10 protein-coding genes are annotated in these 13013 nt (G+C 38.1%); all 10 read right to left on the bottom strand.

Going from position 1 to position 13013, the window contains the following annotated elements; all coding sequences use genetic code 11:
* Positions 1–50: 50 nt before the first annotated feature.
* Entirely contained in the window at positions 51–1661 is a 1611-nt protein-coding gene (locus AC5YD2_RS05425; RefSeq protein WP_496125340.1) for a Tn7-like element transposition protein TnsE, read from the bottom strand.
* Entirely contained in the window at positions 1636–3177 is a 1542-nt protein-coding gene (locus AC5YD2_RS05420) for a TniQ family protein (RefSeq protein ID WP_496125339.1), read from the bottom strand. Before AC5YD2_RS05420 ends, AC5YD2_RS05425 begins: the two co-directional genes overlap by 26 nt.
* Positions 3178–3190: 13 nt before the next feature.
* On the bottom strand, positions 3191–4837 hold the full coding sequence (locus AC5YD2_RS05415; RefSeq protein ID WP_496125338.1) for an AAA family ATPase: 1647 nt from the start codon (positions 4835–4837) through the stop codon (positions 3191–3193).
* Positions 4838–6925 (bottom strand): TnsB C-terminal domain-containing protein, encoded by a 2088-nt coding sequence (locus AC5YD2_RS05410; RefSeq protein WP_496125337.1) that lies wholly within the window; start codon positions 6923–6925, stop codon positions 4838–4840. It lies immediately after the preceding gene.
* Entirely contained in the window at positions 6909–7742 is an 834-nt protein-coding gene (locus AC5YD2_RS05405; RefSeq protein ID WP_496125336.1) for a TnsA endonuclease N-terminal domain-containing protein, read from the bottom strand. Before AC5YD2_RS05405 ends, AC5YD2_RS05410 begins: the two co-directional genes overlap by 17 nt.
* Before the next feature lie 152 nt (positions 7743–7894).
* Entirely contained in the window at positions 7895–9733 is a 1839-nt protein-coding gene (glmS, locus tag AC5YD2_RS05400) for a glutamine--fructose-6-phosphate transaminase (isomerizing) (protein ID WP_496125335.1), read from the bottom strand.
* A gap of 12 nt (positions 9734–9745) precedes the next feature.
* Positions 9746–11110, bottom strand: a complete 1365-nt coding sequence (gene glmU, locus AC5YD2_RS05395; RefSeq protein ID WP_496125334.1) for a bifunctional UDP-N-acetylglucosamine diphosphorylase/glucosamine-1-phosphate N-acetyltransferase GlmU — start codon at positions 11108–11110, stop codon at positions 9746–9748.
* A gap of 21 nt (positions 11111–11131) precedes the next feature.
* The gene (locus AC5YD2_RS05390; protein ID WP_496125333.1) at positions 11132–11653 is read right to left on the bottom strand and encodes a phosphatidylglycerophosphatase A family protein; all 522 of its coding nucleotides are present in this window, start codon (positions 11651–11653) and stop codon (positions 11132–11134) included.
* On the bottom strand, positions 11631–12548 hold the full coding sequence (gene thiL, locus AC5YD2_RS05385; RefSeq protein WP_496125332.1) for a thiamine-phosphate kinase: 918 nt from the start codon (positions 12546–12548) through the stop codon (positions 11631–11633). Before thiL ends, AC5YD2_RS05390 begins: the two co-directional genes overlap by 23 nt.
* 12 nt (positions 12549–12560) lie before the next feature.
* Positions 12561–13010, bottom strand: a complete 450-nt coding sequence (nusB, locus tag AC5YD2_RS05380; protein ID WP_496125331.1) for a transcription antitermination factor NusB — start codon at positions 13008–13010, stop codon at positions 12561–12563.
* Positions 13011–13013 lie beyond the last annotated feature (3 nt).

Below are 13013 nucleotides of genomic sequence, written 5' to 3'. Positions count from 1 at the left end.
AGTTAAATTTGTGAATCACAAACTTAATTTCATTAAGAAATTTTAGAAAATTATGTATTAGCATTAAGGATTAATGTCATACGATTTGCCCAATGAGCCAATTCAGAATCGGATATTTCCTGATTCTTTGAATTCATCCTGGGGTGGTTTAACGTACTATTTTTAGAGCTAATATGTTTAAAAATGCCTTTTGGCCAACGTAAACATTGAGTAATTACTAGCTCAAATACTTTTGCTCGATCAGTTTGGTTCCATTGATTCATGTCTTTAAGCGATAAAACACGAGTTGAGATAGGTTTCTTATTGTCAGAAGTATCTACTTCTAAGATCACAATATTTTGACCATTAAATTGAAAACTGACTTCTGCGACACATCTAGGATTACCATCAGTCTTTATATGTTTGGAGTGGCCTTGAATGTTAGGTAATTTGTGAAGTTGAAAGCTAAAATTTTTAACTGAGTTTTCTTTGCAAAACAAATCAATCATTTGTTGAAATGCAGAAAATCGATCAAGATACAGATGAAGATCTTCAGTTTCATCTTCAACACCATTAAATTCAGCAGAGGGGATAGTACCCTCAGAAATAGGCTCATTAGTACTGACTTGCGGTCTTGCATTGTTAGATGGTAGGTCTTGATCTTTTGTACCATGGTTTCTATGTCTAGATTTTTTTGAAGTTTTACGTGTTTCAATTGCTTCTAGGAAGTCGAAGTGTGTCGGTACAACATCAATGATTTGAACATCATCGCTATTGCCATCTTCATCATCTTTGATGGTCGGTTCTTTTCCGTTATTTTTAGTTCCTGAAGAGTTTTCACCTTTCCCTCCTGATTTAGACTCAATGAATTTATTGCTATAGAACTCAACTTCTTTTGAAATACGACTTGATATCCTTTCAAAACCTGAAATTTCATTGACAAAAAACTCTGATGTTTCAGCTTTGTAATAGCCATGTGTATTAAAGATCACTCCATTGAGTTGGGGGGGATTAAAACAAAAACTCCATATTCGGTATTGGTCAAAGTCATAGCCATATTGCGTACAAAACTGACTGATACTTTCAAAAGATTGTCGAATATCTGGATCAAGAAGAATCCAAGATAAGATGCGTCGGATACCTGAATCATTGAAATGAGAAATTGGATATGAGCAGGCTGGTAAAATATTGATAAGATAATGATCTGGATTTGAAACAATATCGAAATCGATACTCAAACTATTCTCTATGATTGCTGCTCTTGCTAAATATGGAGTGTAGAAAAACAGAGATCGAGCGAGCTCAAATTGAGGGAGCTTAATTTTGATAGTTTCGGACATGGGCTGACCGAATTGATCTATACGCACTGCATTAAACAAGAAATAATGTTCTACAAACTTTTCTTTGGGTAAGTTTGAATTATTGACAGAAGATAGCCAATCTTGAGTTGAACGAATTTTAAAGCGTAAATTGTAGCCTTTGGGATATTCTTGAGTGGGGTTGATGTGACTATTTTTTCTTAATAATTTTGCATTGGAGAAATTAGTGTAAGTTGACTCAGTATTCTTACTTTCATTTTCCAAAGCTAGGTTTATAGCCCAACTGCCTGAGTTATGTTTTTTAAACAAAGAACCAATCTTTTTAATTTTCATATTCTTAGCGATGTGACTTATCTTGGCCATGATCGATCCTTTTAATTTGATTTAGGAATTTAAGCGTTTCATTGGTTAATCTTTTTTCACTTAATCCTGAATGTCGTAATAATTGCCAACTCGCTAGGTGTTGATTATTCTTTTGAAACTGAATAATCGCCCGAGTAATTCTTCGGATTTGATAACTACTAATATCTTCTGAAAAAGTGCTCAGAAATTTATGTGTTAAGGGCAGCTGATATAGGTTTTTCTCTACGGTGGAGTGTTGCGGTAGTTGTCTTAAGTACCAATTTCTTGATTGTCTAGGTAAATTTAAATCGTCTAATGATTGATAGAATATTTTGAATAATCGCCTCACCATGTGCCAATCCCTCAGAGGCCAATCTACTTTCTTTGGAATACTTGCGGGCAAAGCGTAAAAGCTTTTATTTTTTGTGAGTAACCAAGTTTTATCATTGCGATAAAGCCATGCATATAAAGCAGCATTTTTGGCTCTAGAAGGTTTTATTCCAAAATTTTTAATCAAAGACATCCATTCATTACGTTTTTCTTTGAATACTAATATGTCTTTGCACTTAGTTCTTTGAATAGGTATATCAGTATTAGAGGGGTTAGCAGGTAATTGATGAATTTCACCCAGAATGGCTACCCATGTCCAGCCTTTAGGTAAAAACGTCTCTAAGACGATAATATGTTCAAGATAACTGAATGACTTACGATGCTTTCTAAAAATAGCTCTAAGCCAACATGTTTCAGACTCCAGTTCATCTAGGTGATGTTGCTGTAACCATTTTAAATCCCATGTTTTTATAACTGCTAGATGAATTTTTGAATGATCAATGTGTTTAGAACCTCTGTTGAAACCTAATCGTTTTGCAGTACGCTGATAGAGTTGACTCCATTGATGAAAGGTAGGTGATGTTGTTGGAGGAAGGTTTAACAGCTCATCAACACGCCTACTCACGATTAGATCTAATTCATGAGCAGGGTAATTAGGTTGCTTGCGATCCAGGATAAAACTTGCAGGAATAAATTGATGTCGTCCATTCAAATAGGCTGGTGGTAAAAATTCTGACAATTTAACTTTATGTTTGCTACAGCAATTTGCGCCTTGGATGTACCAAACTCTTGACCAAAAAAATTCTCCATATTGGCGATATTGGTCTTCTAAGCAATGGCGACAATATCGATGCGTTGATATTTGCTTAACTTTGGATGCCGCAACCCCTAATGCTAGATGGATAGAACCTTTTGATTGACTCCCCATCCAGTGAAGGCATTTTAACCGTGTATTTTCAGGAGAAAATAGAGCGTGGATTGGAAAAAGTGTATGTTCATAAACAATCTTTTCAAGTGTGTAGTTCGGTGATAAATGCGTTAAAAGGCATATTAGATGGCTAGGTAAATCAATCGTGGCAATAACCTTACGATTAGCAAATACTTCTTCAAGTAATTGCTTAGGGCTTGTAATAGCATGATGAATTCCAGCTCTAGCTATCGTGCTGTAAATTAACTCGTTAGGATATGGTGTAGGAAAATTCAACATACCAATTCCACTATTACATTGATTGCACCCAAGTTTGAGTATCAAAAATTAAATCGCTTGATTGAAGAATGTCATAAAAATTTTGGGATTTTTGCTTTTGAGAAAACTTAAACCTTAAATCATCTGACGGTAAGCTCATCCATTCACTTTGTTTTATTTTTCTGAGATTCATTTTTTCTGGTTTTGTTTCTTTATTCGCCTCAACTTCAGTGAGCCAATTCGAAACGATAGGCATGAGCTCTTGCATATTGAGATGAGGGAAATCGACAAAGGCTTTTTTGATTACAGAAATTACTTTAGATTCTGGATATCCAGTGGCAATCAGTAGGTTATGCAATCTTTGTGCATGTATGTTTCCATTATATTGTTCAACTTTTTCTTGTTCTTCTTCTATTTTTTTCTGAAGTAGAAGTAAGGTTTTGTCCACATATGGAATAGTTAAATCGGAATAAAGTGCGATGCGATTAGGATCTCCAGACTTGAGCGCTTCTATCATTGGATGGACAAATTTGAGTTCATCCTCATAGACTTGTCTAAGTAAACTAGGCGTTATTCTTTCTAATCCTGTCATGATCGCTCGGCATTGAGCCAAGACAAAAAGCTTGATGACTATATCCAGTACGCCTTGAGAGAGTTCATACCAACAGTCTCGAATTTCTTCACTCAGTTGTTCTTTATTGGTTAGCCATTGGTATTTCCAAAGGGCATTGGTGAAAGCCATCCATTCTGTTCTAGTCGCGGTATTTGATAATGGGGGATTGTTCTTCATAGGTTCCCATATAACAGCCCCAAAGCCAGCCCCACGACGCGCTGAACGCAGATCTCCATCAAATATAAATTTGGCTTTGGGTGTGCCGACCATAACCACTGGCAAACCTACCACATTGATTAATGTGACAAAGAAGTTCAGCATTTTTTCAGCACCACCTGAATTTTTAACACTCAGATGTTGGATTTCGTCAATGACGAGTACACCAATAGCGTAGGTATTGGTAATCTGACGCATATAGTTTAGTAGAGCTTCGATTCCTAATCTTTTTAAGGCAACTTTTCTTTCAAAATCTGTTCCTAATGCAACATCAATCGCCTTAAAGAAATGTAAACATAGATTTTTCAATGAGCCATCATGAGGGCAGTCTATTTTTAGATAAACGAGTTGAGTGAAGTTATATTTTTCATGATAAATCACTTGAGGATAAAGGTTCAGAATTCGCTGTAGGGTTGTACTTTTGCCACTTCCTGAACAACCGATCAGTGAATAGCTTAAGGCTGTAGATTTTGGTGCATCAAAACGAAAGGCATTAATATCTCCCGACATAATACGCTCATAACCATTTTGTAAATGTTGGTGCAATTTACCATCAGCAATATTACGCCCGACATAGCCTTGACGAATTAATATTGCAATTTTTTGTTCTAATGAAATATGCCGAGTAATGGGTTGAAAAAATTGATGAAGAAGTTGAGATGAAAGATGGATTCTTTCGTTCTTAGATCTCAGAATATCTTCAGGGTTAAAGTCCACTTTACCAATCAGATTAGCTTTGATATCTGCAATTTCTTGCATGATAGGTGGAAGAGCTTCAATAAATGGATTGTCTTTATATTCACCAAAACTGGGTGTGTAACGTGCTTGAATAAAATTTAATGGCAAAGTCATTTAGTCATCCTCACCAAATAATTCGTCTGTTAAGTCTGGATAATGAACCGCTTCAGCATCTTGAGGCTTAATTGAGGTTTTTAGTTTAGGCATTGGAATAATATTTGTATCCACTATTTCTTGCTGTTTTACCTTAGCTTTGCGTTCAATATTTTTTTCTTTTGCTTTATTTTCAGTTATTTCAGCGATTCGTTGAGATGGTTTAATTGGACTCTTCGGATGCTTAGTTTTAAGTTTCTCACTGATAAAAGCTTCAAGCTCTCTTCGTTTTTTTGAAGCCTCTAGTTCGTGCCGTACAAGGTGCTCTTTTTGGGCTTTTTGCCTTTCTTTGACTTCCCACAAAGTACAATCTTTAAATTCTCTCGATCGATCGGAGAGAGAACCTATCCAATATTCGAGACTATTATCTTTCGGAAAAATATAAATTTTATTCACTGAGTAAGGATCATATGCAGCTTCAAGGTTTTGAGGACGAGAACTTCCTGTTTTACGATGTAACCAACCGAGATCAAGTACTTCTTTCGCTAGGTAGTAAAGACCAAATGCTTTGATGCCTAAGTCTGATATTGTGATTTTAGTACGTGGCAATAATGCGATTCTGATAGCTTCTTCTGGAACACTTCTCAATTTTCCTGTTCTGTTTTGAATACCCCAATTCCATAAATGTAAGGGAATAGTTGGTAAGTCATTAGGCATGTCTGGCTCACGATCATACGTCTTTAGCACATGAAATTGATTATGCGAGATGATGCAGGCAAGAATGATTTCAGTAAATTGGTGAATATTTAATGTGGCATCTTGACGGTAATCATTACCACCAGTCTTTTTTACAGTGGTGTCTTCAACAACACCTTTTCCCTTACCTTCTTTTTTAAAATAAGCCTGATATGTATTGAAAGCTTGTTCCACTATGCCTTTAGCATCACCACGTCTAGCTGGCGCATTTTCGAGTCTTACAGCGAAAGTTTTTTCTAAGGCTTCAATTTGATAGCCTAATAGCTCTCCTCGATCCGCGAGTAAAGCATCAGGTAGACCAACAGCTGGCCAATCTTCTGGCTGAATTGAGATCCCATACTCAGCACAATACTTAACCTTATCGGTCATCGCTATATTCAATGCTTGTATTGCAGCTAAATATGAAGGTGATTCAAAACCTATATAAAAGCCTGCGACTAACCTACTGAAGACGTCAATTACAAAGTAAATGGTGGGTCTACCAACGATACTTTCTGGATTTGAATTTGAAACAAGATAAATATCAGCGATCGTGGCATCAATTTCATAACGTGCACCAGGGCCTAAGGCTTGAGAGTTAGACGTTGATTGCAAAGGACGATAGTCCTTTCGGTAGTTGGATGTGCCAATACGAGCTTTTATGCTTTCAATTTTTTTGAATTCTTTTTCATAGTAATACTTAAACTGCCATATTGTTGGAATATCTGATTCTGCTATATCAGGATAGAGATTTTTATATGTGGTTTGAAATTTTCGATATACAAATGGGAGTGAATGTTTGTTGTCTTTTAAAAAGAATAATTTAATGGTGCGATAGAAAAGTTTTTCAATGTCTTCATTAACATTAATGCCTTGTTCACTATTATAGATACGAGGTCGACCTAATTTTTTGTCTTTAGCTGTTCTTTTTTGACCCTTAGCTCCACTATTTCTGTAATCGGGAAGCAATGCATTAGGAGTTTGTCCTCTTTGCCAATATCTGCGAGCTAAGCGATAAATAGTTTGTTTGGTGACTTCATGTTGATTCATGATTTCACTAATTATTTTTCCTCTTTGAACTGGAATATAAAATAATTCATGAGAGATCAGAGGATAAATAAGGGCATAATTTTGGTCACGTTTTATTTCTTGTACTGATTCCTTCTCAGGCTGAATGAAAGCAAGTGACTCATGTGGGTCTATTGCTCTTTCAATATTGCCATCTTCCAAACCTTTTAAGATTTCTGTTCTACTAATTTCAATTGGAAAAGCATTTTCAAGGTCAAGACTAATCCAAATCACAGAGTAAGGTAGGATCATTAAAATCCTAAATAAAGAGTTTTCAAAGCTTAATACTTCATTGATTTTCAGCATGAAGTACCTCATTCCAAATATTAAGCTCACCCAATTGAATATGGTCTGTATTTAAATCCTTAAAAGAAATATTAAGATCAAATATGAAATACCTTTGAGCAAGCAAGTCTCTAATTTCTCTTAACGATTGTCCTAACTCAAAATGATACTTTTGATCAATGGTTCTCGCTAATTCATTAATCTTTTTAGATTTATTTTTAATGAAAATATCTGCATAAAAGTTAAGTTTATCTAACGTATCTTGTTCAGTCAGTTCGATAGTATTTATTGAACTGTACAACCATTGAATGTTCTGGCTGACAGTTTTAGGAACTTGGTGCTCGGTAAAAATATAAAAAGGTATGTTTTGCTGTTTCCAATATTGTCGCTCAATTTCTATTTTTTCTATTGTGCGTGGATCATTGAGAGCATTTGAATATTTAACTTGGACTACAAATTTAGGTGTTATTGAATTATGTGTATCCACTAAAAAATCACTTGTCATGATTTGATGGTGTTTCCCAAATCTAGGGTGAGGAATTCCAATTGTTTTTGCAATTTCTAGAGTTTGATCGAGGTCTAAGGGATATTGTTCTCGAATATCGATAGTCGTTGAATGCCATTCTAGTAATAGAAAAGTAGAAAGTTCTAGATCCGAAAGAAGGTGATGAGTTCTTTGGCTTTTATGACCAAAAACTCGGTGAGATCGACCTTCTGAACTCACATCTCGAATTGTGAGCCAAGGTTTATAGCTATTTCCAAAACCCTGTCCTCGTCCTTCTTTAATCCATTTTTGAATTTTGAGTTCATGATTTTGTGTGTTCTTAAAGTTGGTCATAAAAAAATCCACACATCATGCTGTTTAGAGCATAGCTTGTGTGGATTTTTTGAGCAATTCAGTATTACACTTTATTACTCAGTATGAGACTTTATTACTTAGTATGAAACTTTATTACTCTCATACAAAGCTCTCTTTTTTATGGAAAAAAATTATTCGACCGTCACTGATTTTGCGAGATTTCGGGGTTGATCGACATCTGTACCACGCAGTACCGCAACATGGTAAGACAGCAATTGCACAGGAATACTGTAAACGATTGGCGCAAGCAGAGGGCTGATTGAAGGAACAAGTACTACATGCTGACGGTCTTTTTCTTTGATTCCGCTATGTTCATCAGCAAATACAAACAGTTCACCACCACGGGCTTGAACTTCTTCCATATTCGACTTGAGCTTATCCAGCATGTCATCTTTAGGCGCAAGAATCACGACAGGCATGTCATTGTCAACCAATGCCAAAGGACCATGCTTTAATTCACCCGCCGCATAACCTTCCGCATGAATATAAGAAATTTCTTTGAGTTTCAATGCACCTTCTAAAGCGATTGGGAACTCAGTACCACGACCTAAGAATAGACAGTGATTTTTCTCTACAAACAATTCAGATAAGCGCAAAATCTCTTTATCTTTCTGTAAAGTATCTAAAATCACTTTAGGTAAATGCCATAGACCAGAAATAATCTCAGAAACTTGGTCGGCAGCAATTGTCTGCTTCACTTGACCGACTTTGAGTACCAGTAACATCAAAGCTGCAAGTTGTGTTGTAAAAGCCTTCGTTGAAGCAACACCAATTTCAGGGCCTGCAAGCGTCAACAAGCTATGGTTGGTTTCGCGAACCATCGAAGATGTTGCAACGTTACAAATCGTCATGGTCGCAATATGAATATTCTTTTCTGTAGCGCGTCGTTGCGTATCACGAAGCGCAGCTAAAGTATCCGCTGTTTCACCTGATTGAGAAATACACACGTAAAGCGTATTGTTCACAATCACAGGGGTGCGATAGCGGAATTCACTTGCGATTTCAACTTGGCAAGGTAAATTAATTAACTGCTCAAACCAATATTTTGCAATCATACCTGCGTGATAACTGGTACCACAGGCGATAATTTGCACATTTTGAATTTGACTAAAATCAACATCAGCATTTTTCAAGAACTCATCGCGCAAAACATTACCATTCAATGCTTGAGAAATGGTTTGTTGAATCGCCTCAGGTTGCTCATAAATTTCTTTGAGCATGTAGTGCTTATATTCACCCTTTGATGCATTGCTGACGGTTGCATCAAGCTCCTTAACAGCACGCTCAACGGGCTGACCATTGACAAAGACTTCAATCGAATCACGAGTCAAACGTGCAATATCACCTTCTTCAAGGTAAATAAAACGATTGGTAATTGGGAGTAAAGCCAATTGGTCTGAGCTAATAAAGTTCTCACCGATACCCACACCAATCACTAAAGGTGAACCTTCACGAACTGTGATTAATTCATCCGGATAATCGGTATGTACAATCCCCAGTGCGAAAGCACCTTTGAGCTGAGGAACGACTTGCTCAACCGCTTTGAGTAAGTTCGGCGATGATTTCAGAGCATCATGCACCAAATGTGCAACCACTTCGGTGTCCGTTTGAGAGCTGAATACATAACCTAAGGCTTCAAGATCATCTTTCAGCTCTTGGTAGTTTTCAATGATGCCGTTATGAACAACCGCAACATGACCTGAAATATGCGGATGCGCATTATCTTCAGTGGGTTTACCATGAGTTGCCCAACGCGTATGAGCAATGCCTAATGAACCGACGATTTCAGCTTCATTGACTGCATTTTCAAGGTTAACGACTTTACCAACACGGCGTTGACGTAACACTTGACCTTGATTGACCAATGCTAGACCCGCAGAGTCATAACCACGGTATTCAAGGCGCTTTAAACCTTCGATTAAAATATTGGTAATACTACGTTCAGCAACGCCACCGACAATTCCGCACATATTTAATTCCTCTTATTTCTTAGTCTTTTGGGGACGTTGATAGTTTTCTTTAACAATTTGTTTGGCACGTTCAAAAGCAAGACTATGGTCTGCCACATCATGTGTAATCACGGAACCAGCACCTGTGGTTGCACCATGACCAATCTTAACTGGAGCAACCAATGAGTTATTGGTGCCGATAAAAGCATGATCACCGATAATGGTTTTGTGTTTATTTGCACCATCATAATTACAAGTAATGGTACCGGCACCGATATTAGAATCTGTACCGATCTCAGCATCACCTAAATAGCTAAAGTGATTGGCTTTAGAGCCTAGGCCTATAGTGGTGTTTTTGACTTCGACAAAGTTGCCAATATGGACGTCATTGGCCAGCTTTGCCCCTGGTCGTAGCCGTGCAAATGGACCGATTTGAACATCCTCACCAATGATTGCATCTTCAAAGACGCTATAAGGCTGAACTTTAGTTCCAGCAGCGATATGAGTATTTTTAATCACACAACCTGCACCGATTTCAACGTTATCGCCAAAGCTGCATTGACCTTCAATAATCACGTTGATATCAATACGAACATCTTGCCCAACCGTCAAATGACCACGTAAATCAAAGCGAGCTGGATCAATTAAATGCAGGCCTTGTTGCATGAGTTGTTTCGCTTGGTAATTTTGGAATTCACGCTCTAAAGCAGCCAATTGAATTCGATCATTCACACCTTCAACTTCAAAAGCCAGTTCAGGTTGAATAGATGCGATTTCCATGCCATCAGCCAATGCCATCGCTACGATATCTGTCAAATAGTATTCACCTTGAGCATTGTCATTAGACAGTTTTGGCAACCATTCATGCAATTTCGCATTGCTAACACAGTAAATCCCAGTATTGATTTCCTTGATCTGACGTTGTTCATCAGAAGCATCTTTATGTTCAACAATGGCTTGGATTTTATTGTTCGAACGCACAATACGACCATAACCTGTAGAGTCGCTAAGGGTTAAAGTCACAATTCCAATGCCTGTTTCAGTCGAGACATCAACCAGGCGTTGTAAGGTGCGTTCTTGCACGCAAGGGACATCGCCCGACAAAATGAGAGAAATACCCTCTTTGGGTAAAACTGGAAGAGTTACTTTAACCGCATGACCTGTACCCAGTTGCTCTGTTTGTTCAACCCATTGAATATTTTCTTGCGCAAAGGCACTTTGAACGCGATCACCGCCATGACCAAAAATGGTAATAATATTTTTAGCTTTTATTTTTTTCGCTGTTTCAATGACATGTCCTAATAATGGACGACCTGCTAAAGGTTGAAGTACTTTTGGTAGTTGCGAACGCATACGCGTGCCTTTACCTGCAGCAAGAATAACAACAGTGGTAGACATAAAGTACCCTTACAATTTGGCTTAAGCCATATCAATATATAAATAAATGATGATGCAGATTGCTGCCCATAGACCAGCAATAATATCATCTAACATGATGCCAAAGCCGCCCTCTACGCGACGATCAATGACACGAATCGGCCAAGGTTTCCAAACATCAAACAAACGGAATAAACCAAAACCAACAAGAACCCAGACCCAACTCATTTGTCCTAAATAAATCAGGGGAAGAAAAGTAATAGATTGCCCTGCAAATTCATCCCATACTATTCGACCATCATCGTGTACACCCATAATGTCGGCTGTACGACCACAGAGATAAATACCCATCATTGACATGATCACCATAGCAATCATGCTGTAGTTGAAACCGATCATCATCCAAATGGGGATAAAAAGTAGTGCAAAAGCTGATCCAAAAGTGCCTGGCGCTTTTGGGAGTAACCCTGAACCGAAACCCACGCCAGTAAAGACGATCAAGCGTTCAGTCCAATTCATTTTTTTAAATTGAATAGGCGGTTTATGCAAAGTGTTGATATCCATTAAATTGAACCTGATGATCTTTGCCATCTTTATCAAAAATCAAAGCGTGATTGTCTATAATTTTACCAATGATTGTCGTTGGCGTTTGAGGCTTGTTTTGCAAGAAAGCTTCGTAGTTTTGAGGGCTTATTGTAAAACACAATTCATAGTCATCACCACCTGCAAGTGCATATTGGTATTGTTGTTCATCTGGCAAATGGTGAAGTGCTTCATGAATTGGCAGTTGATCGAGATGTAATCTAGCACCAACTTGGGATGCTTTCAAAATATGCCCAAGGTCTTGTGCTAAACCATCAGACACATCAATCATGCTATGCGCAAAGTTTTTAAGTTGTGTACCTAATTCGCAGCGAGGCGTTGGATAATCCAAACGCTGTTGTAATGCGTGGCCAAGATGCTCTAAAGCAAACGCGGCATCACCAACTGTACCACTGACACAAATCAAGTCACCGACCTGTGCGCCTGAACGAAGAATACCTTGATTTTGGTCGACCCAACCCAGTGCCGTAACCGATAACGTTAAATGTGGGCTTTGTGTGGTGTCACCGCCGATTAAGCGTACTCCAAATTGATCGCAACAATCATATAAGCCTTGGCTAAATGCTTTGAGCCAAGCATGATCAATTTGGGGTAAGCTCAGTGCGAGTAAAATACTGTGTGGTTTTGCTCCCATTGCAGCAATGTCTGACAGATTAACTGCAACACATTTCCAACCAATGGCATGCGGAGAAGTGTGAAGTGGAAAATGTCGACCCGCGACAAGTGTATCTGTACAAATGACCAATTGCTGGCCAGCAGGAGGGGTGAGCAGGGCTGAGTCATCACCGACACCTACATCGACACCCTGTGGATCGGGTCGATTGAAATAAGTATCAATGATAGAAAACTCAGCCATTTCAACAACAACTTATTTAGCTTGTTGCTTTTCTGCTTCACGCAGGCTTTGCGATAAACGGTCTAATACACCATTGATGTATTTGTGACTGTCTGCTCCGCCAAAGTGTTTTGCTAACTCAATAGCTTCATCTAAGACAACTCGATACGGAATTTCAAGATGTTCTTTCAATTCGTATGCGCCTAAACGCAAAGTTGCTAGTTCAACACCGTCCAATGCATTGATCTCGCGATCAAGGACTGGAACCAATAACGCATCCAATGCTTCATGATTTGTAATCACTTGCGTGAGCAATTCATGATAATAGCTTAGATCCACTTTATGCATGGCATTTTCAGCACGTGTACGTGCCTCGATTTCGTGCATCGGGTTGTGGCTCATTTGCCATTCATAAATCCCTTGTACAGCAAAACGACGTGCTTTGCGTTTCGCTGCATAAGTAGCTTGGAGTGTCTGCGACATGCT

The sequence above is a fragment of the Acinetobacter sp. CY73 genome (assembly GCF_059515865.1).
This window is presented reverse-complemented; position numbering and strand designations above follow the sequence as displayed.

What these genes read in the sequence shown, in the direction of transcription:
- glmS (WP_496125335.1), bottom strand. Translation starts at nt 9,733, where the DNA reads ATGTGCGGAATTGTCGGTGGCGTTGCTGAACGTAGTATTACCAATATT.
- AC5YD2_RS05420 (WP_496125339.1), bottom strand. Translation starts at nt 3,177, where the DNA reads ATGTTGAATTTTCCTACACCATATCCTAACGAGTTAATTTACAGCACG.
- AC5YD2_RS05415 (WP_496125338.1), bottom strand. Translation starts at nt 4,837, where the DNA reads ATGACTTTGCCATTAAATTTTATTCAAGCACGTTACACACCCAGTTTT.
- nusB (WP_496125331.1), bottom strand. Translation starts at nt 13,010, where the DNA reads ATGTCGCAGACACTCCAAGCTACTTATGCAGCGAAACGCAAAGCACGT.
- AC5YD2_RS05405 (WP_496125336.1), bottom strand. Translation starts at nt 7,742, where the DNA reads ATGACCAACTTTAAGAACACACAAAATCATGAACTCAAAATTCAAAAA.
- AC5YD2_RS05425 (WP_496125340.1), bottom strand. Translation starts at nt 1,661, where the DNA reads ATGGCCAAGATAAGTCACATCGCTAAGAATATGAAAATTAAAAAGATT.
- AC5YD2_RS05390 (WP_496125333.1), bottom strand. Translation starts at nt 11,653, where the DNA reads ATGGATATCAACACTTTGCATAAACCGCCTATTCAATTTAAAAAAATG.
- AC5YD2_RS05410 (WP_496125337.1), bottom strand. Translation starts at nt 6,925, where the DNA reads ATGCTGAAAATCAATGAAGTATTAAGCTTTGAAAACTCTTTATTTAGG.
- glmU (WP_496125334.1), bottom strand. Translation starts at nt 11,110, where the DNA reads ATGTCTACCACTGTTGTTATTCTTGCTGCAGGTAAAGGCACGCGTATG.
- thiL (WP_496125332.1), bottom strand. Translation starts at nt 12,548, where the DNA reads ATGGCTGAGTTTTCTATCATTGATACTTATTTCAATCGACCCGATCCA.